The organism is Cupriavidus sp. KB_39 (genome assembly GCF_052114485.1).
Classification (GTDB): domain Bacteria; phylum Pseudomonadota; class Gammaproteobacteria; order Burkholderiales; family Burkholderiaceae; genus Cupriavidus.
In genome coordinates, this window is sequence record NZ_JBFREV010000039.1 from 1 (window position 1) to 19,586 (window position 19,586).

The following is a 19,586-nucleotide window of genomic DNA, read 5'->3' on the forward strand; positions in this document are numbered from 1 at the left end:
GCGCAGGGGTTTATCGGCGTGGTGGCGGGTTCCCAGGCGCTGGTGGCGGACGCCATTCACTCCCTTTCCGATCTGGTTTCGGATTTCCTCGTGTTGTTCGCCGGGCATCACGGCAGCAAGGATCCGGATACCGATCACCCGTACGGGCATCAGCGCTTCGAGACCGCGGCGTCGCTGGCGCTGGGGGCCATCCTGCTGGCGGTGGGGGTGGGCATGCTCTGGGCGGCCATCGGCAAGATCCAGCATCCCGAARGAGTGCAGCCGGTGAAGGCGATTGCGCTATGGGTGGCCATCGCCACGCTGATCTTCAAGGAACTGCTGTTCCGCTACATGCTCCGCGTGGCGGAGCGCGTGCGCTCGAGCATGCTGGTGGCCAATGCCTGGCATGCGCGGTCCGATGCGGCGTCGTCGCTGGTGGTGGCGCTCGGCATCGGCGGGAATCTGCTCGGTTATCACATCCTGGACCCCGTGGCGGCCATCGTCGTCGGGCTGGTGGTGGCGCGCATGGGGCTGCAGTTCGGCTGGACGGCCCTGAGCGACCTGATGGACCGCGCCGCCGATGAYGACGTGGTGGCCGCCCTGCGCGCCGCCATGCTCGACACCCCCGGGGTGCTCGGCCTGCACGACCTCAAGACGCGCAAGATGGGGGATATGGTGCTGGTTGATGTCCACCTGGAGATCCGCGCCGACCTGACCGTGGAGCGCGGTCACGCCATCGCTACCGAGGCCCGCCGCCGCGCCATGCTGCGCGACGATGTCCTTAACGTGATGACCCACGTGGACCCGGTGCCGGCCCCGGACCCGGCCCCCTCGTCAGCGCAGGTCGCTGCGGCGGTAGAGGCTCAGGCCGACCGCCAGGAAGGCGAGCATGCCGGCGCAGCTCCGGTTGATCCACTGCACGGCGCGCGCTGACAGCGTGCGCATGGCGTGGCGTCCGCCGTACGCGTAGATCGACATCATCAGGATGTCCATCAGCGCGGCGATGACCGCCAGGATCGTGTATTGCAGCGCCACCGGCTTGTCCGCGTGGACGAACTGCGGCACGAAGGCCGAGGTAAACAGCAGCGTCTTGGGGTTGGAGAGCGCCACGAATAGCGCCCGGAAGAACGCCGCCCGGCCGCTGGCCGAGGCCGCGCCGGAGGTGGCCACCAGCGCCTGCGTTGGCGCGCGCCACATCCCCCACGCCAGGTAGAGCAGGTAGGCGGCGCCCATCCACTTGATGATGGTGAACCACTGCTCGGACGCCAGCAGCAAGGCGCCCAGCCCGCAGCCGACCGCGCCGATCAGGATCAGGTCGGCCAGCGCCGCGCCGGCGATGCCGCAGGCGGCCACCCGCATGCCCCGCGTGGCGCCGTTGCTCAGCGCGAGCAGCATGGTCGGGCCGGGCGTGACCATCACGGCGGCGACCGCAATCAGGTAGAGAAAGAGGGTAGTGGCATCCATCGCGGGGGCTCCTTCGGCAGCGAACCGCCAGTGTGCCCCGATCCCTGCCCGCATGCACGGGCCCTGTGGACATCTTCGCTACGCCTTGGGGACAACCACATGGATTGCCTGTGGCCTGCCTGGGGGCCGCATGTGGGCSGTATACGGATATCTCGGCGGCGTGGCGGGGGATGAAACCGGGCGCGAGGCGGTTGTCCACGTATACGCGGTGCGCCGCCCCTAGGGTTGTCTTTTTTCCAAGCCCCTGACGGGAAAGGGAAAAACCGGCTTATCAACGGCCAGGGGCGACGTTTACCTACTACTACTATTTATGTATACGTAAACAATATCTGTATACGTATACGCACCGTTGCCGAAACAGAAAAGCGCTGTGGATGGATCGGCTTCCAGCCAGCCTTCCGGCGAGGATCAGCGCGGCACCTTGAAGGCCTTGCGGGCCTTCAGCACCTCGGCGCGGGTCGCACAGCCTTCGAAATGATCGTTGACCAGGCCCATGGCCTGCATCAGCGCATACATCGTGGTCGGGCCGACGAACTTCCAGCCGCGCTTCTTCAGGTCCTTCGAGAGCGCCACGGACTCCGGCGACGTCGTCATCTCGCGCAGCACGGCCGGCGTGACTTTCTTCGGCCGCGACTTCGGGTCCGGCTCGAACTTCCAGAAATAGGCCGCCAGCGAGGGTTCGGTCTTCAGCAGATCCTGCGCGCGCTGGGCGTTGTGGATGGCGGCCTCGATCTTGCCCCGATGGCGGATGATGCCGGCGTCGCCCAGCAGCCGCTCCACGTCGCGCTCCGTAAACCGGGCGACCTTGTCGATCTCGAAATTGGCGAAYGCCTTGCGAAAATTCTCACGTTTACGCAGGATCGTCAGCCAGCTCAGCCCGGACTGGAAGCCCTCCAGGCACAGTTTCTCGAACAGGCGCCGATCGTTATCGACCGGGAAACCCCATTCGTGGTCGTGGTAGTGGCAATAATCCTCGATCGTCCCGCACCAGCTGCAGCGTACCCGGGGCTGTGAGGCGGTCTCTGTCGATGTCATGCGTGAAGCTCCTGATGGGGTGGACGGCGCGCGCTGGCGCTTTGGCTGGGATCATGCCCGCACCTGCGGATTTGCGGAAGCCGGAATCGGACATGTAAAGCGGACACAAAAAGCGGACACAAAAAAGGCCAAYCCGAGGGTTGGCCTTCTGACTTTCTACGACCCTGCAGCGCGCTCAGGCGAGCCGCTTGCCCGTGCGGTCGTGCATGAACGCCAGCGCCACGATGCTGATCATCGCGGCGGCAATCACGTAGTAGGCCGGCGCAAGCTTGTTTTGCGTCGACGTGATCAGCCACGTCACGATCAGGGGGGCGAAGCCGCCGAAGATCGTCACGGCGAAGTTATAGGCCAGCGAGAGGCCGGTGGAACGCACCTCGGTCGGGAACTGCTCGGCCAGCACGGCCGGGGCCGGGCCGGTGAACGCGGCCAGCAGGATGCCCAGCACGATCTGCACCTGGAGCAGCGTGGCCGTGGTCGGCGACACGTTGAGCCAGTGGAACAGCGGGTAGGCCAGCGCGCCGATGGCCACCGCCACCACGGTCAGCATGCGCTTGCGGCCGACGCGGTCGGACAGCATGCCCATCAGCGGGCACAGCACCAGGATGATGGCGCCGCAGATCGCGGTCGACTGGAACGTCGCGCCCAGCGGCAGGCCGAGCTGCTGCTTGGCGTACGACGGCATGTAGAACACCAGCACGTAGGTGCAGACCGTCCAGAGGATGGTCACGCCCAGGCCGGCCAGTACTTCGCGCGGATGGTCGCGCAGCACCTGCGAGAGCGGCGAGAACTTCACATTGTTCTTGCGACGTTCGGCCTGGCGCGCCTCGAACTCGGGCGGCTCTTCCAGATGCGAGCGGATGTACATGCCCACGGGACCGATCAGCAGCCCGAACAGGAACGGAATGCGCCAGCCCCAGGCATCGATCTGCTCCGGGCTCAGGCCATTGGTCACCAGCGCACCCATCRCCGCGCCGAGCATGAACGAGATGCCCTGGCTGGCCTGCTGCCAGCTGGCATAGGCGCCGCGCTCCTCGTCCGGTGCGTGCTCGATCAGGAACGCCGTGGCGCCCCCGACCTCGCCGCCGGCCGAGAAGCCCTGGATCAGCCGCGCCACCACGATCAGCGCCGGGGCCCAGAGGCCGATGCTGTCGTAAGTGGGCGCCAGGCCGATGATGGCCGTGCCGAGCGCCATCAGCAGGATGGTCAGCGTCAGCGCCGCCTTGCGGCCGACACGGTCGGCGTAGACGCCGAGCACGATGGCGCCCACGGGCCGCATGAAGAAGCCCACGCCGAAGGTGGCTACGGTCAGCAGGAACGAGGTGAGGTCGTCGCCGGTGGGGAAGAACAGCTTGGCGATGATGACCGCGAAGAAGCTGTAGACGGTGAAATCGAACCATTCCAGGCCGTTGCCGATGGTCGCGGCGAGGATCGCGCGTCGTCGGGTGGCTTTGGACAGGTCATTGGCAGTGGCAGCTGTGACGGACATTACACTTTTCTATGACGGTGAAAACAGCCGCCATCTTAAGCGAATCCTTACATTTGCCGGGTTTGCGTGTGCGGTTGGGAGGGATCAGGTACCGCCGTGACGGCGTCATTCTGCGCCGGCGGGGCCGGTTTCTTGCGCGTGAACCACAGCCAGAGCGCGCTGGCGATCCAGCCGGTGACGAAGACGGTGTCGCCGGCGTGGTTGAACAGTGCGGGGGCCAGCGGCGTGCCGAAGACGGCGGCCAGGGTGTCCGCCGGCAGCCGCGCCACGATCCACAACACCACGGCGGGCCCGCTGCCATAGACGCCCGGCTGCCACCACAGCGCGTGGGGCAGGGCGTGAAGGGGAGCGTGGGGCTTGAACACGATGTTCGCCGGTGGGCCGGTCCGAGGCAGCTTGGGGAGGCGATCCGGGGATCGCAGGCTTTTCGCCATCATAGGCCCAATCGCCATATGCCTGCCGTCAGGCGCGGGCCTACGCTGTCGGCCTGTGTGCGCTATCCAACGCGGTGGCGAGGCGGGTGTGACGCGCACGGTCCCATGTTCAGAAAATTTGCACGAGGTATCCGCAATCSGGGTRCGCCGGGGGCGGCCATTGTTGCCAAACTTCATGCAGTTGGACAAAAGGATTGAAGGCCATGAGCACGCTTCCCGCCATTTACGTGTCACACGGATCGCCGATGCTGGCGATCGACCCCGGCCCCACGGGCGCCGCATTCGATGCGCTGGGCGAACGCCTGCGCGCGCGCCAGCCCAAGGCGGTGCTGGTGATCTCGGCACACTGGATCTACAGCACGCTGGTCGTCGGCACGCGCACGCGCCAGGAGGCGTGGCACGACTTCGGCGGCTTTCCGCGCGAGTTGTACGCGCTCCGCTACGACGCCCCCGGCGCCCCGGACGTGGCGGCCCGGGTCAAGGTGCTGGTCGAAGCCGCCGGCGTGGMGGGCGTCTGCTACGTGGCCGAGGGCGCCGATCGTCCGCTCGACCACGGCGCCTGGATGCCGATGCGTCACTTTTTCCCGGACGCCGACCTGCCGGTCCTGCAGCTTGCGCTGAACCCGTACCTGAGCCCCGCCACGCAGATCGAAATCGGCCGTGCGCTGGCACCGTTGCGCGATGAAGGCGTGATCGTGATCGGCTCGGGCAGCTTCACGCATAACCTGCAGGAAGTGTTCGGCGGCGGGCGCAAGGCCCAGCATGGCCCGGAGACCGAGCCCTATGTCGACGCATTCCGCGATTGGATGAAAGACGCGCTGGACGAGGCGCTGGCCACCGGCGATACCAGCCGGATTGCCGGCTATCGGGACAACGCGCCATTCGCCCGCCGCGCGCACCCGACCGACGAACACCTGCTGCCGTTCTTCGTGGCGCTGGGCGCGGCGCTCGGCCCGGCATCCAAGGCCGATGGGCAGGCCCAGGTGGACCGCATCGCGGACGAGGTCACCTATGGCGTGCTTGCCATGGACACCTTCGTGTTCGAGGGGCAGGGCGCGGGCAGCGCCCCCGCTCGGCAGGCCGCCTGATCTTCCTTCGGGCTAGCGCGGCGTGAGATACCGCCGCGCGGCGCGCGCCCCGAATAGCGCGATCACCCCCATCGTCACCGCCACCACGGCCAGCCCGAAGCGCAGGTTGGCCAGGTGCGCCACCCCGCCGATCAGCACCGGCCCCAGCAGCAATCCCACATAGGCGAAGCGCGCCACGCGCGCGATGCCCTCGGCAGCGGTCACGCCGGGCAGGCGCGACGCCGCCACGAAGAAGATCGGCACCATATTGGCCGCGCCCAGCCCCATCAGGCTGAAGCCGATGAGCGTCGGCACCGGCCACGGCGCCGCGATGGCCAGCGCGATGCCGGCAAAGCCGAGCCAGGCGCTGCCGGTCAGCGTGCGGGCATCGCCAAAGCGCGCGCGCAGCAGGTCGCCGCCAAAGCGCCCACAGGCCATGCCGCCCGAGAACGTGGCGTAGCCAAAGCTGATCCAGCCGAGCGGGGCTTCCGCCACATCGCGCATATAGACCGCCGTCCAGTCGTACATCGCCCCTTCGCCGACCAGCCCGAGGAACGCCATCAGCCCAAGCAGCCAGAGCGCGCGGGAAGCGTGCGCGCGATGGTGATGGTCGGTCGTCGGCATGGCCGGATGATCGGCCAGCAGCCCGCCCGCAACGCCCACGGCGGTCAGCGCCGTCATGGCCGCGATCATCGCCGCATGGGCCAGCGGCGGCACGCCCAGCGTCAGCATCAGTCCGCCGAATGCCGCCCCGGCCATGCCGCCGAGGCTGAACATGCCGTGCAGGGCCGACATCACGGGCCGGGGGCGGCTGGCCTCCACCGTGGCGGCCTGCGCGTTCATCGACACGTCGAACGCGGCGTTGGCCATGCCGAAGAGGAGCAGCATCGGCAGCAGCAGCGTGAAGGCAGGCATGGCGAGGATGCCGAGCGTGCAGAGCGCGAACGCCACGCCGCCCAGCATCGAGGCCCGCCCGCTGCCCAGCCGCGCCACCCAGCGGCCGACCGGGCCCATCGCCAGGATGGCGCCGCCGGCCACGGCCAGCATGGCGAAGGAGAGCATGGCGTCCGATAGCCCGAAGCGCGCCTTGATGGTCGGGATGTGGACGCCCCAGGTGGCGAAGGTGGCGCCGTTGACGAAGAACAGCGCCATGGTGCCGCGCGTGGCGCGGGAGACATCGCTCATGCGGCGGCCTCCGGGCGCAGCAGCCCGCGCTTGTGCAGGGCGAAGCCGAACGCCAGCAGCGCGCCCACGGCCAGCGCCACCATCACCCACAGCATCAGCCAGTAACCGCCGGCGGCGCGCCACAGCAGCGCGCCGAACCACGGCGCGGCGGCCTGCATGATCAGGACCGGCGTCATCATCAGCCCGTTCAGCGTGGCGTAGTGGTGGCGGGAGATCAGCTCGGGCATGGCCATCGCGCGCAGCATGGTGTTGACGCCATTGGCGCAGCCATAGAGCACGGCGGCCAGCATCAGCCAGTAGCCGTGGCCGAGCGCGAAGCAGAGCAGCCCGGCACCCATCAGGCAGTAGACAGGCATCGACAGCCGCACCGGGTGGTGGATCGGCAGGCGCGCCATGGCCAGCCGGCCGGCCACCTGCGCGGGGCCGATCAGCGCCGCCACGATGAGCTGCTGTCCCACCGGCATGCCCTTCTCGGTCAGCATCGGGATCAGGTGCGCGCCGAGCAGCGAGGCGACTACGGCCGTCGCCGTGAAGGCCAGCACCACGGCCCAGAACACGGGCTGGCGCAGCGTCAGCCGCGCGATGCCGGGCCCGCCGGCGCCGGCAAGTGGCCCGCCAGCCTGCGCGGACGCGTAGGTGGCATGCGCCGTGTAGCGCAGCCGCGCATGCAGGGGCGCGCAGACGAACAGGTTCAGCGCGGCGAAGATCACCAGCGTGCCGCGCCAGCCCAGGTGCAGTACCAGCCACTGGCCGAGCGGGATAAAGATCGTGCTGGCGAAGCCGGCCAGCAGCGTCACGTGGACGATCGGCTTCTGGTAGCCATCGCCATACGCCTGSCGCAGCACCACGAAGGCGGGTTCATAGAGCGTGGACGCCATGGCCAGCCCGAGCGGAATCCACATCAGCAGGAACATCGTCGGCGAGGGCGACCACGCCCACAGCAACAGGCCGATGGCCGCCAGCACGGAGCCGCATCCCATCACGTTGCGCGCCGGCACGCGGTCCAGCAGCCGGCCCACGGCGAACGAGCACAGCGCCCAGACCAGCAGCCCGAGCGAGAACCCGCCGGCCAGGAACGGCTTGCCGAGGCCCAGCGACTGGTGCATCGGGTCGATGAAGACCGTGAACGTGAAATAGAGCGTGCCCCAGCTGATGATCTCGGTCAGGCCGAGCGTCCAGACGATATGACGGGGCGGGGGCGCAGCGGTGGGTACGGCGGGGGCGTCGATGGTGGTCATGGCGCGCCCGGCGCAGGGCGGGGGCGCGCCGGTGGCGATGCGATGGATGAAGCGGGAATTGTATCGGCGTGACGGGCGAATGCCTACGTCAGTGCACTTGCTCAGGGACTGCCATCGCCGGGCAGGTTGGGCGGGCCTTTCAGTTCGACGGTGTTGCCGTCCGGGTCCTTCACATAGATCGACGGACCGGTGCCTTCGGCCCCGTAGCGCTGTTCGACCGGCCCGGTATCRACGTRATGAATGCGCAGATGCTCAAATATCGCCTCCGCATCGAACGGATCGATACGCAGGCAGAAATGGTCGAGGTTGCGGCCCTCTGCCCCCGGTCCCGCGCCGCCGGCACGGCCGATCGGGCCGTCCAGCGAAACGAGGTCGATCAGCCCGTTGCCGGCGCGGAGCTGCGTCAGGCCGATGGCGGTCTGCTCAAGCTCCAGGGTGCAGCCGAGCACATCGATATAGAACCGCACGAGGCGCGGCACGTTGGCGGTGCGCAGTACGAGGTGGTCGATGCCGGCGATGCGGAGCATGGGCGGTCAGCCAGGATCAGGCGTGGAGGCCGTCGTACTCGATGACCTTGAGGCTGCCCAGATCGACGTTATCCACACAGCGCACGTTCACGGCGGCGGTGGGATTGCCCTTCGGGTCGGTCGCCTCGGCGTAAGGGCCGCAGCCGCAGACCGGGCAGAAGCGATGCGCGATCTTCATCGTGTTGAAGCGGTAGGTGGTGGCGTGCTCGTCCGGCGTCTTGAGCCGGAACTGCGCCTTGGGCACGAACCAGAGCAGATGCCCGCGCCGGCGGCAGATGGTGCAGTTGCACTGCAGCACCTGCGTGATCTCGCCATCCGCCTCGAAGGCGACGCGGCCGCAGTGGCAGCTTCCTTGATACGTGGTCATGGGGTCTCCTTGTCGGGGTCTTCCGCCCGATCACTGGTCCGGAATCAGCCGCTTGCCCAGGCTGACGGCMGCATCCCGGCCATAGCCGAGCTTCGCGTAGAACGCCATCACGGCGTCGTTGCCTTCGCGCACCTGCAGGTTGATCTTGGGGCAGCCGCGCTCGATCAGCAGCGCCTCGGCGCGCGCCATCAGCATACGCCCATAGCCGCGCCCCTGGCAGGCGGGCGCGACGGCGAGGTAGTAGACCCAGCCGCGATGCCCGTCGAAGCCGATCATCGCCGTGGCCACCACGTGGGCATCGACCTCGCCGACGAGGAACAGCTCGGGCTGCTCGGTCAGCTTGCGCGCGATGTCGCGGTGGGGATCGTTCCAGGGGCGGGTCAGGCCGCAGGCTTGCCACAGGGCAACCACGGTGGATTCGTCGGCGGGGCGGTAGGGGCGGATCTGCATGAGCGGAAGTAGAGAACAGGGGAAGACAGGGTGAACCCCAGTGTACCGAAAGCGACAGTCATCTACCCGACACACTTCCGGTTTAAATTTTCATTCGAACATCTAACATGATCGAATGAGCCTAACTCCGCGACAACGTGAAATCCTCGACTGGCTGCGCGATGCCAGCGAACTCAGCACCGACCAGCTTGCCGATCGCTTCCAGGTCAGCACGCAGACGATCCGGCGTGACATCAACGACCTGAGCGAACAGGGCCTGGTGCGGCGGCTGCATGGCGGGCTGAGCCTGCCGGCGGGCCAGCGCAACCTCAGTTTTTTGCAGCGCAGCACGGCGCAGATCGAACGCAAGCGGCGCATCGCCCATGCGGCCATCGCACTCGTGCCGGACAACGCCACGCTGTTCCTCGGCTACGGCACCACGGTGGCCGAGTTCGCGCGCGCGTTGCCGGCCGACCGGCCGCTGCGCGTGGTCACCAACAATCTGGACGCCGTGCACGCGCTGGCCGAGAAGCCCGCCATCGAGACCTGGGTGGCCGGCGGCCGGCTGCGTCCCGGTGACCGCGACGTGATGGGCAGCGCCACGCTCGACTTCATCCGCCGCTTTCGCGCGCATCTGTCGATCTGCGGCGCGGGCGCGGTGGATGCCGACGGCAGCCTGTTCGAGTTCCACCCGGACGAGGCGGAGTTCACCCAGGTGCTGTTCGCCAACAGCCACGTCCGCGCGGTGCTGGCCGACAGCAGCAAGTTCCTGCGCGACGCGCCCTGCCGCGTGGCCACGCTCGCCCAGATCGACCATTTCTTCACCGATGAGGAAGCCCGCACCGACGCTGGCGCGGACCTGCCCGCGCTGTGCGAACGCGCGGGTGTCTCGCTTCATATCTGCTGACGCAATCGACGACCCATACGCTGATAAGAACCCATGGCCTACCTGCGACTCGACAACCTGCAGCAGCGCTTCGGCGAGCAACACGTGCTCCGCGGCATCGACCTCGACGTGGCGCGTGGCGAGTTCATCGCGCTGCTCGGCGCCTCGGGCTGCGGCAAGACCACGCTGCTGCGGCTGATTGCCGGAYTGGACCGGCCGAGCGGCGGGCGGATCTGGTTCGATGGCGCGGACGTGACCGACGTGGACCCCGCCGCGCGCCACCTGAGCATGGTGTTCCAGTCGTACGCGCTGTTTCCGCACYTGAGCGTGGGCGAGAACATCGTCTTCGGCCTGCGCGCGCGCAAGCTGCCGCGCGAGGAGCAGGCGGCGCGGCTCAAGCAGGCCGCCGACATGCTCGGGCTGGACAAGCTCCTCGCGCGCAAGCCGGGTGAACTCTCGGGCGGGCAGCGGCAGCGCGTGGCGCTGGCACGCGCCATCGTCTCGCATCATCCGGTCTGCCTGATGGACGAGCCGCTCAGCAACCTTGACGCCCAGCTACGTGCCGAGATGCGCGCCGARCTGCGCAAGCTYCAGCGCGCGCTCGGGCTGACGGTGATCTACGTCACCCACGACCAGGTGGAAGCCATGAGCATGGCCGACCGCATCGTGCTGATGCATCAGGGCGAGATCGCCCAGGTCGGCACGCCCGAACAGCTCTACGAGCAGCCAGCCACGCCGGTCGTGGCGCGCTTTATCGGCCAGCCGCCGATGAATTTGCTGCGCGTGCCGGGGCTGGACGGGCTGGTGGGCATTCGTCCCGAACACATCGCGCTGGCGGCGACGGGCACYGCCGGCACGGATATTCACGATGGCGTCGTCGCGCGCAGCGAATATCACGGCGCAGACACGCTGATCGAGGTGCAGGTCTACGAGCAGCCCGTGCTGGTGCGCCATCCGGGCCGGCTTGCGCTGCAGACCGGCAGCCGGCTGGCGCTGGAATGGCCGGCCGCACGCGCCCACCGGTTTGCCGCGTGAGGGGCYTCCCTCCATCCCCATGACTTTCCCGATGTTTTGATTCGTCCTTCACCAGGAGCCTTCATGTCGTTCAAATCCCGTGGCCTCGCCCTCGCGCTGGGCGCCGTTCTCTCGATGGCCGCGCTCGGCGCGGCGGCACAGACGCAGGTGACCATGTACTACCCGGTCTCGGTCGGCGGCCCGCTGACGCAGGTGGTAGACAAGCTGGTCGACCAGTTCCAGCAGGCCAACCCGGACGTCAAGGTCAACGCCATCTACGCCGGCAACTACGACGACGCCCGCACCAAGGCGCTGGCCGCCCTCAAGGCCGGCACGCCGGTGCAGACCTCGGTGCTGTTCTCGATCGACCTGTTCGAACTGAAGGACCAGAACGTGATYCGSCCGTTCGACGACTTCGCCACCACGCCGGAAGACAAGGCGTGGCTCCAGAGCTTCTACCCGGGCCTGATGGACAACGGCCGCGCCGACGGCAAGACCTGGGGCATCCCGTTCCAGCGCTCGACCATCGTCATGTTCTACAACAAGGACGCCTTCAAGCAGGCCGGCCTGGATCCGAACAAGCCGCCGCGTACCTGGACCGAGATGCGCGAGGCTGCTGCCAAGCTGGTGAAGCAGGACGGYGGCGCCACGTCGCGCTGGGGCGTGATGATTCCGTCGACGGGCTACGCCTACTGGATGTTCGGCGCGCTGGCCAAGCAGAACGGCGCCACGCTGATGAACGCCGCCGGCTCGCACACCACCTTCGACACGCCCAAGACCGTGGAGGCGCTCCAGTACTGGACCTCGCTGGCCAAGGACGGCCTGAGCCCGAAGGGCCTGATCGAATGGGGCACGCTGCGCCAAAACTTTGTCGAGGGCAAGACGGCGATGATGTGGCACTCCACGGGCAACCTGACCGCCGTGCTCAAGGATGCCAAGTTCGACGTGGGCGTGGCCCCGCTGCCGGGCAACCCGACGGGTGGCTCGCCCACCGGCGGCGGCAACTTCTACCTGTTCAAGAGCGGCAGCGAAGCCGAGCAGAAGGCCGCCTACCGTCTGGTGCGATTCCTGACGGCGCCGGAACGTTCGGCCGAATGGAGCGTGGCCACCGGCTACATGGGCGTGAGCCCGGCCAGCTACGAGACGCCGACGCTCAAGAGCTACGCTGCCAAGGTGCCGCAGACGCTGGTCGCGCGTGACCAGCTCCAGGTGGCGACGGCGGAACTGTCGACGCACCAGGCGGGCCGCGTGCGCAAGGTGCTCGAGGACTCGCTCCAGTCGGCCATCACCGGCCAGCAGGAGCCGAAGGCCGCGCTGGCCGGCGCCCAGGCGCAGGCTGACCGCATCCTGAAGCCGTACCAGCGCTGACGCGGCGGGCCCACCGTGAACGACATCCGCCACGCCATGACTTCCCGATCCTTCGTCTCCAGGCCGGCCGTCCATGCGTGGCTGATGTTGCTGCCGGCGCTGGTGCTGCTGGCGGCGTTCACCTACTGGCCCATCGCGGGCAGCGTCTGGGAGAGCCTGCACACGCAGGCGCCCGGCGTCGATCCGATGTTCAGCGGCGCGGACCAGTTCGCCGCGCTGCTGGACGACCCGGTGTTCCTGCAGGCGCTGCGCAACAACTTCTGGTACGCGCTGGTCACGGTGCCGGTCTCGGTAATGCTGGCGCTGGCGATGGCGCTCTGGGTCAAYGAGCGCTTCGCGGGCCGCGGCCTGCTGCGGCTGGCCTTCTTCACGCCGACCATCCTGCCGATGGTGGCCGCCGCCAACGTCTGGCTGTTCTTCTACGCGCCCGACATCGGCCTGTTCAACCAGCTGCTCGGCGCCGCCGGCATCGCCGGCCGCAACTGGCTGGGCGATGTGGAGACCGTGCTGCCCGCGCTGATGGTCATCACCATCTGGAAGGAGGCGGGCTTCTTCATGATCTTCTACCTCGCCGCGCTTCAGTCGATCTCACCCGAACAGCGCGACGCGGCGCGCATCGAGGCGCCGTCCGCCTGGTACCGGCTACGGCGGGTCACCCTGCCGCTGCTGGCGCCGACCACGCTGTTCGTGGTCGTCAACGCGCTGATCAACGCGTTCAAGCTGGTCGATCACCTGTTCGTGCTCACGCGCGGCGGCCCGAACAACGCCAGCACGCTGCTGCTCTACTACCTCTATGAAGTGGCGTTCAAGTTCCAGGACATCTCGTACGCCTCGGCGCTGACGCTGGTGCTGCTGGCGCTGCTGGCCCTGTGCTCGGCGCTCCAGTTCTGGTTCTCCCGCAAGCGGGTCCATTACCGATGACGATCGCTCCTCCCCGGTTGTTGCTTCCCGTGGCCGGCTGGCTGGCCGGCCTGCTGTGGATCGCCCCGTTGCTGCTGATGTTCTGGGCAGCCTTCCACCCCGATGGCGATGCGCTGCGCCTGTCCTTCGACACCCGCTGGGGCTTCGGCAACTTCCCCGCCGCGTGGCGCGTGGCGCCGTTCGCGCGYTACCTCGTCAACACGTTCTGCATYGTCACGCTGCTGCTGGTGCTCCAGCTGCTGGTGTGCACGCTGGCTGGCTATGCGCTGGCGCGGCTGCGCTTCCCGGGCCGGGGGCTGGTGTTCGCCATCGTCATGCTCCAGCTGATGGTGATGCCGGAGGTGCTGATTACCGAAAACTACGTCAGTGTGGCGCGGCTCGGGCAGGTGGATCACTACCTCGGCGTGGCGCTGCCCTACATCGGTAGCGCGTTCGGCATCTTCCTGCTGCGCCAGACCTTCATGATGGTGCCGCAGGAGCTGGAGGACGCGGCGCGCATCGAGGGSCTGGGSCGGCTGGCGATCCTGCTCAAGGTCTACGTGCCGCTGGCCCGGCCCACCTACCTGGCCTATGCGCTGGTGTCCATCAGCTATCACTGGAACAACTTCCTGTGGCCGCTGGTGATTACCAACACCGAGGCGAGCCGCCCGGTGACSGTGGGCATGGCGCTGTTCGCGGCGCCCGAGACCGGTGTGGACTGGGGCGTGCTGTCCGCCGGCACGCTGCTGTCGATTGGCCCGCTGCTGGTCGCCTTCCTGCTGTTCCAGCGCCAGTTCATGCAGTCGTTCATGAACGCCGGCATCAAGTAGCCCGGCAAAACAGGCCCCGCGCGAGGCGGGGCCCGGGCGCGATCAGTGGTTGCGCCAGCGCTGCACCATCACCCTTGAAGAAGTAGCGGCGGTCCGTGGCGCCCTGCGGGTCGGCGCCGATCACGATCGGGCTGGTGTTCAGACCCACGCCGCCCGTCACCGAGACCGACGGGGTGCGCTCGACGTTGTTGACCCAGAGCCGCACCGCGCCGTCGCCGTCATAGGCGCCGACGATGAAGTAMGAATCCGTGCCATTGAGCGAGGACAGCGGCACGGTGGCGTACTGGTAGCCGCCGTTGACGTAGACGCCGAAGCGCAGCAGCGTGCCCGCCTGCTCCAGCGCGAAGCCGCCCGCGTCGCTCTTGGCAAGGATCGCGGCGGTGGCGCCCGAGGTCAGGTCGTCGAAGTTGACCACCGCGCTGACCAGGAAGCCGCCGTTGGTGTCGTTGTCGGCCTGCCAGGTCGTGACCGACTGCGCGCCGGCAAACACCATGCTSCCGCCCACGCGGTCCTCATCGGACGTGACCGACAGCACTTCCAGCGTCGGCGTGGTGCCGCTCTGGGCCACCGCGTAGTTCGTCGGGCCGGTGCGCTTGTAGGTCAGCGGGTAGGCGGTCTGGGTGAGCGTGTTCATGTGCACCAGCGACGTGGCTTCGGTGATCAGCGCCCGCGCCGAGGTAGCCAGCGGCGTGGCGCCCCGGTCGTAGTCCGAGGTGATGAAATCCACGTCCTCGCGCAGCGCCGACAGGTACAGTTCGCCCAGGCGGGCCGGCGTGGTGTAGACGCCCACGCCGAGGCCGAGCAGCTTGGCCTGATCGATCGCGCCGAACAGGCTCGCCATCCGGTATTCGAGTTCCACGCCCTGGAAGCCCAGGCTCTTGGCCGTGCGCATGCGGTTGCGGATATCGCTCTCGATCAGGGCATGGAAGCGCACATGGTCGCGGATGCTCGCGAATTCCGACTGTGCCAGCAGCGCCTGGGCGCGCACCAGATGCTGGTGGCGGTTATTGCCGTCCATAAACGCGCGCAGCATGACCGGCCGGCCCGCCGTGGCGTAGCCCCAGTCGCGGATCGCGCGCAGCACGCCGAGCATCAGCGTGTCGCTGGCGGCGGCCGTCGAGTAGCCCTCCTTGATTTCGAGGAACAGCATGCGGTCGCTCTGCTGCAGCGCGGTATTGGCCAGCGCGCTGGCGAAGGTGCCCACGGCGGACTCCGAGTCGCTGTGCTCGACATAGACCTGGCCATCGGCGTGCAGGGTCAGGTCGAACTCCACGAGGTCGAGCCCCCGGTTCAGCGCCATCGACACTTGCGTGGTCGTGGCGGCATTGCTGGCGCCGTAGCAGTTATGGCAGGACAGCGCGACCGTGTTGCCGAGCGGCGAGACCGGCAGGCTGCGGGACACGCCGGTCCAGTAGCCSGCGAACGCCGGCGAGAACACGGCCGCGAGCAACAGCCCGGAACATGCGCGAATGAAACGTCGAAACACCAGCGTAGTGGACGGCATGCGAACCTCGCTTTGAAGGTGGAAACGGCGATTGGAACTGCGAAAAGTGCCGCGTGATGCCCGGCTGGGCGGCGGCAATGCGGATTGTTCCGGCTGACCGTGTCAGCGCCGTGACGCTGTTGCGGTGGCGATACGCAAGTCGCCAAGATTCACTTGAACATTGATAGACGAAAAAAAGGGCAGGTGCCAGCGATTGCCGACACCTGCCCCTGCTTACCTCMGCGCGATCAGGCGGCTTGCTGCCCCGCCTCCGGATGCTTGAACTGCGCCAGCAGCTTGGCCCACCGGCCGCGCACCGCGTTGAGATTGTTCTCCTTCACGTGCCCGAAACCGCGGATATCGTCCGGCAGGTTCGCCAGCGCAATCGCGGTGTCGTGGTTCGCGGCGGACAAGCCTTGCGCCAGTGTGTCCAGCAGCGCCCGGTATTCGCCGATCAGCGCGCGCTCGGTGCGCCGTTCCTCGGTCTTGCCGAAGATATCGAGCGCACCACCGCGCAGCCCCTTCAGCCTGGCCAGCAGGCGGAACAGCGTCATCGTGGACGGGCCGAAGCGGCGCTTGACCAGATGCCCCTTGTCGTCGCGCTTGGCCATCAGCGGCGGCGCGAGCCAGAAGTTGAGCTGGTAGTCGCGGCCGGGCTCGCCTTCGAACTGGGCGCGCAGTTTGTCGAGGAACACCGGGTCGGTGTAGAGCCGCGCCACYTCRTACTCGTCCTTGTACGCCATCAGCTTGGCCAGGTTGCGCGCGGCGGCCTCGGTCAGCGGCAGCGGCTTGCCGGCGCCCACCATGGCCGTTTCGGCCGCGCGCACGCGTTGCACGGCGTCGCGGTACTCGGCGGCATAGGCGGCGTTCTGGTACTGGGTCAGCAGGTCCACGCGGCTCGCGATCAGCTTCTCCAGCAGCGTGCCCGAAGACGTCGGCAGCTTCACCACGTCCGCCCCGTCCATGGCCGGCTTGAGCTTGCCGGTCAGCCCCAGCACCTGCGCCGGGTCGTGCGCCATGTGGCGGCCCCAGTCGAACGCGGCCTTGTTCTTGTCCACCGACACGCCGTTCAGTTCGATGGCGCGCTCCAGCGCCTCCAGCGTCAGCGGAATCCAGCCCTTCTGCCAGGCAAAGCCGAGCACCAGCGGGTTGGTGTAGATGGCATCGCCGATCAGCGCCACGGCCAGCGCACTGGCGTTGATGAACTCGCACTGCTCGCCCACGGCGGTGCGGATGTCCTGCTCCGCCGACAGGCCTGGGAACTGCCACTTCGGATTCTTGATGAAGTCGGCGGTCGGCGTCTGCGCGGTGTTGACCACCGCGCGGGTGCGGCCCGCCTGCGTCTTCGAGATCACTTCGTCGTTGGCCGAGACGATGGCATCGCAGCCGATGACCAGATCCGCCTCGCCCATGGCGATGCGCGTGGCATGGAGGTCATCGGGCTTGGCGGCAATCTGCACGTGGGACAGCACCGCGCCGCCCTTCTGCGCCAGTCCGGCCATGTCCAGCACCGTCACGCCCTTGTTCTCGAGGTGCGCGGCCATGCCGAGCAGGCCGCCAATCGTCACCACGCCGGTGCCGCCCACGCCCGTGACCAGCACGCCGAACGGGTGGTCGAGCGATGGCAGCGTCGGCTGGGGCAGCACCGGCAGGCTGTCCATCGACAATCCCCGCTCCCGGGGCTTGCGCACCTGCGCGCCTTCGGCCGTCACGAAGGACGGGCAGAAGCCGTTCAGGCACGAGAAGTCCTTGTTGCACGACGACTGGTTGATCTGGCGTTTGGTGCCCAGCTCGGTCTCGAGCGGCTCCACCGACAGGCAGTTCGACTTGACCGAGCAGTCGCCGCAGCCTTCGCACACCGCGTCGTTGATGAAGGCGCGGCGGGCCGGATCGGGGAAGGTGCCGCGCTTGCGGCGCCGACGCTTCTCGGTGGCGCAGGTTTGGTCGTAGATCAGGATGGTGCAGCCCGGCACTTCGCGGAGTTCACGCTGGATGCGATCCAGCTCGTCCCGATGRTGGACGGTGAGCCCCTCGGGCAGCTTGATCGCGCCGTTGTACTTCTCGGGCTCGTCCGTGACGATGACGATCTGCTTCGCGCCTTCGGCGGAGACCTGGTAGGCGATGTCGCGCACCGAGAGCTCGCCGTCGACGGGCTGGCCGCCGGTCATCGCCACGGCGTCGTTGTAGAGGATCTTGTAGGTGATGTTGACCCCCGCCGCGATCGACGCGCGGATGGCCAGCAGCCCCGAGTGGAAGTAGGTGCCGTCGCCGAGGTTGGCGAACACGTGCTTGTCGCCCGCGAACGGCGCCTGGCCGATCCAGGCCACGCCTTCGCCGCCCATCTGGCTGAAGGTGCTGGTGCTGCGGTCCATCCACACGGTCATGTAGTGGCAGCCGATGCCGGCCAGCGCGCGCGAACCCTCGGGCACGTTGGTTGACGTATTGTGCGGACAACCGGAGCAGAACCACGGTTTGCGCTCGGCGGTCACGCGCGGCGTGGCCAGCGCGCGCTCCTTGGCCTCGATGACCGCCAGACGGGCGGCGATGCGGGCGCGCACATCGGACGGCAGGTCGAACTTTTCCAGCCGCGTGGCGATAGCCTTGGCGATGATCGCCGGCGACAGCTCGTAGTGGGCCGGCAGCAGCCAGTTGTTCTGCGGGATCGACCATTCGCCGCCCGCGTTGTCGCGCTCGTCGAACTTGCCGTACACCTTGGGGCGCACGTCGTCGCGCCAGTTGTACAGCTCCTCCTTGAGCGCGTATTCCATGATCTGGCGCTTTTCCTCGACGACGAGGATCTCCTGCAGCCCCTCGGCGAACTTGCGCGCGCCGTGCGCCTCCAGCGGCCATACGCAGCCCACCTTGTAGAGGCGGATGCCCAGGCGCGCGCAGGTCTCGTTATCGAGGCCGAGGTCGGACAGCGCCTGGCGGGTGTCGAGGTAGGCCTTGCCGGCGGTCATGATGCCGAAACGCGCGTGCGGCGAGTCGATCTCGATCCGGTCGATCTTGTTGGCCCGCACATAGGCCAGGCCGGCGTACCACTTGTAGTCGAGCAGGCGCGCTTCCTGTTCCAGCGGCGGATCGGGCCACCGGATGTTCAGGCCGCCCTGCGGCAGGATGAAGTCATCGGGCAGCACGATCTCCACGCGGTGCGGATCGAGTTCGACCGAGGCCGACGATTCCACCACGTCGGTCACGCACTTCATGGCCACCCAGAGGCCGGAGTAGCGGCTCATCGCCCAGCCGTGCAGGCCGTAGTCGAGGTATTCCTGGACGTTGGACGGRTARAGCACGGGCAGGCCGCAGGCCTTGAAGATGTGCTCGGACTGGTGCGCCAGCGTGGAGGACTTGGCCGAATGGTCGTCACCGGCCAGCACCAGCACGCCGCCGTGCTGGCTGGAGCCGGCGGAGTTGGCGTGCTTGAAGACRTCGCCGGTGCGGTCCACGCCCGGGCCCTTGCCGTACCACATGCCGAATACGCCATCGAACTTGGCATCCGGATACATGTTGACCTGCTGGGAGCCCCAGACCGAGGTGGCGGCGAGATCTTCGTTCAGGCCAGCCTGGAAGACGACGTTGTGCGCTGCAAGATGCTTCTTGGCTTTCCAGAGCGACTGGTCGAGCGCGCCGAGCGGCGACCCGCGATAGCCGGAGATGAAACCGGCAGTGTTCAGACCCGCGGCGCGATCCCGTTCCTGCTGCAGCATCGGCAGCCGTACCAACGCCTGCGTGCCGCTGATATAGATGCGGCCGCGTTCCAGCGTGTACTTGTCTTCGAGGGAAACGTTCTCTAGCGCGCGACGAATGGCGTCGCTGACCGGCGGGGTCAGGGGGGCATTCATAAGTGCTCCTCTATGGGCATGCTGTCGGGATCACCGACACATCAGTTGTGGG

General features: G+C 67.7%; 18 protein-coding genes. 7 read left to right on the forward strand and 11 right to left on the reverse strand.

The window, feature by feature from the left end:
* On the forward strand, positions 1-912 hold a 912-nt coding region (locus AB4Z27_RS23450), incomplete at its 5' end, for a cation diffusion facilitator family transporter (RefSeq protein ID WP_441645379.1).
* On the opposite strand, the gene AB4Z27_RS23455 is transcribed toward AB4Z27_RS23450, so the two are convergent.
* The 4 genes from AB4Z27_RS23455 to AB4Z27_RS23470 form a co-directional block, all read right to left on the reverse strand.
* Entirely contained in the window at positions 814-1,443 is a 630-nt protein-coding gene (locus AB4Z27_RS23455) for a LysE family translocator (RefSeq protein WP_092300131.1), read from the reverse strand. The genes AB4Z27_RS23450 and AB4Z27_RS23455 overlap by 99 nt on opposite strands.
* 408 nt (positions 1,444-1,851) lie before the next feature.
* Positions 1,852-2,478 (reverse strand): DNA-3-methyladenine glycosylase I, encoded by a 627-nt coding sequence (locus AB4Z27_RS23460; protein WP_092300128.1) that lies wholly within the window; start codon positions 2,476-2,478, stop codon positions 1,852-1,854.
* A gap of 175 nt (positions 2,479-2,653) precedes the next feature.
* A complete protein-coding gene (locus AB4Z27_RS23465; protein WP_441645380.1) occupies positions 2,654-3,964 on the reverse strand; it encodes an MFS transporter in 1,311 nt (436 codons plus the stop codon).
* A gap of 47 nt (positions 3,965-4,011) precedes the next feature.
* Positions 4,012-4,287 (reverse strand): hypothetical protein, encoded by a 276-nt coding sequence (locus AB4Z27_RS23470; protein ID WP_369823533.1) that lies wholly within the window; start codon positions 4,285-4,287, stop codon positions 4,012-4,014.
* A gap of 314 nt (positions 4,288-4,601) precedes the next feature.
* Here AB4Z27_RS23470 and AB4Z27_RS23475 point away from each other — a divergent pair, with 314 nt between their 5' ends.
* Positions 4,602-5,486, forward strand: a complete 885-nt coding sequence (locus AB4Z27_RS23475; RefSeq protein WP_441645381.1) for a dioxygenase family protein — start codon at positions 4,602-4,604, stop codon at positions 5,484-5,486.
* Positions 5,487-5,498: 12 nt separating this feature from the next.
* Here the strand turns inward: AB4Z27_RS23475 and AB4Z27_RS23480 are convergent, their stop codons facing one another.
* From AB4Z27_RS23480 to AB4Z27_RS23500, 5 genes are all read right to left on the reverse strand, one after another.
* The gene (locus tag AB4Z27_RS23480) at positions 5,499-6,650 is read right to left on the reverse strand and encodes an MFS transporter (RefSeq protein WP_255370961.1); all 1,152 of its coding nucleotides are present in this window, start codon (positions 6,648-6,650) and stop codon (positions 5,499-5,501) included.
* Positions 6,647-7,888 carry an MFS transporter gene (locus AB4Z27_RS23485; protein WP_441645382.1) on the reverse strand — a complete coding sequence of 414 codons (1,242 nt, stop codon included), beginning with the start codon at positions 7,886-7,888 and terminating at the stop codon, positions 6,647-6,649. The genes AB4Z27_RS23480 and AB4Z27_RS23485 overlap by 4 nt, the downstream gene beginning before the upstream one ends.
* A gap of 101 nt (positions 7,889-7,989) precedes the next feature.
* Positions 7,990-8,415: a VOC family protein gene (locus AB4Z27_RS23490; protein WP_441645383.1), complete on the reverse strand. Its 426-nt coding sequence runs from the start codon at positions 8,413-8,415 to the stop codon at positions 7,990-7,992.
* A 16-nt stretch (positions 8,416-8,431) separates the two neighbouring features.
* The gene (locus tag AB4Z27_RS23495) at positions 8,432-8,782 is read right to left on the reverse strand and encodes a GFA family protein (protein ID WP_092300112.1); all 351 of its coding nucleotides are present in this window, start codon (positions 8,780-8,782) and stop codon (positions 8,432-8,434) included.
* Positions 8,783-8,812: 30 nt separating this feature from the next.
* Positions 8,813-9,232: a GNAT family acetyltransferase gene (locus tag AB4Z27_RS23500; RefSeq protein WP_092300109.1), complete on the reverse strand. Its 420-nt coding sequence runs from the start codon at positions 9,230-9,232 to the stop codon at positions 8,813-8,815.
* Positions 9,233-9,347: 115 nt separating this feature from the next.
* On the opposite strand from AB4Z27_RS23500, the gene AB4Z27_RS23505 reads away from it, so the two are divergent.
* From AB4Z27_RS23505 to AB4Z27_RS23525, 5 genes are all read left to right on the forward strand, one after another.
* Entirely contained in the window at positions 9,348-10,118 is a 771-nt protein-coding gene (locus AB4Z27_RS23505; protein WP_092300106.1) for a DeoR/GlpR family DNA-binding transcription regulator, read from the forward strand.
* A gap of 33 nt (positions 10,119-10,151) precedes the next feature.
* Positions 10,152-11,132 carry an ABC transporter ATP-binding protein gene (locus AB4Z27_RS23510; RefSeq protein ID WP_092300103.1) on the forward strand — a complete coding sequence of 327 codons (981 nt, stop codon included), beginning with the start codon at positions 10,152-10,154 and terminating at the stop codon, positions 11,130-11,132.
* A 63-nt stretch (positions 11,133-11,195) separates the two neighbouring features.
* A complete protein-coding gene (locus tag AB4Z27_RS23515) occupies positions 11,196-12,479 on the forward strand; it encodes an ABC transporter substrate-binding protein (RefSeq protein ID WP_092300100.1) in 1,284 nt (427 codons plus the stop codon).
* A 36-nt stretch (positions 12,480-12,515) separates the two neighbouring features.
* Positions 12,516-13,400: a carbohydrate ABC transporter permease gene (locus AB4Z27_RS23520; protein WP_441645384.1), complete on the forward strand. Its 885-nt coding sequence runs from the start codon at positions 12,516-12,518 to the stop codon at positions 13,398-13,400.
* The gene (locus AB4Z27_RS23525; RefSeq protein ID WP_092300097.1) at positions 13,397-14,209 is read left to right on the forward strand and encodes a carbohydrate ABC transporter permease; all 813 of its coding nucleotides are present in this window, start codon (positions 13,397-13,399) and stop codon (positions 14,207-14,209) included. The genes AB4Z27_RS23520 and AB4Z27_RS23525 overlap by 4 nt, the downstream gene beginning before the upstream one ends.
* Here AB4Z27_RS23525 and AB4Z27_RS23530 read toward each other — a convergent pair.
* On the reverse strand, positions 14,202-15,713 hold the full coding sequence (locus AB4Z27_RS23530; protein WP_441645385.1) for a LamG-like jellyroll fold domain-containing protein: 1,512 nt from the start codon (positions 15,711-15,713) through the stop codon (positions 14,202-14,204). The genes AB4Z27_RS23525 and AB4Z27_RS23530 overlap by 8 nt on opposite strands.
* A 227-nt stretch (positions 15,714-15,940) precedes the next feature.
* Positions 15,941-19,534, reverse strand: coding sequence for an indolepyruvate ferredoxin oxidoreductase family protein (locus AB4Z27_RS23535; RefSeq protein ID WP_441645386.1), 3,594 nt, complete (start codon positions 19,532-19,534; stop codon positions 15,941-15,943).
* Positions 19,535-19,586 lie beyond the last annotated feature (52 nt).

Coding starts and splice junctions, on each gene's coding strand:
- AB4Z27_RS23455 (WP_092300131.1), bottom strand. CDS start 1,443: ATGGATGCCACTACCCTCTTTCTCTACCTGATTGCGGTCGCCGCCGTG.
- AB4Z27_RS23480 (WP_255370961.1), bottom strand. CDS start 6,650: ATGAGCGATGTCTCCCGCGCCACGCGCGGCACCATGGCGCTGTTCTTC.
- AB4Z27_RS23495 (WP_092300112.1), bottom strand. CDS start 8,782: ATGACCACGTATCAAGGAAGCTGCCACTGCGGCCGCGTCGCCTTCGAG.
- AB4Z27_RS23505 (WP_092300106.1), top strand. CDS start 9,348: ATGAGCCTAACTCCGCGACAACGTGAAATCCTCGACTGGCTGCGCGAT.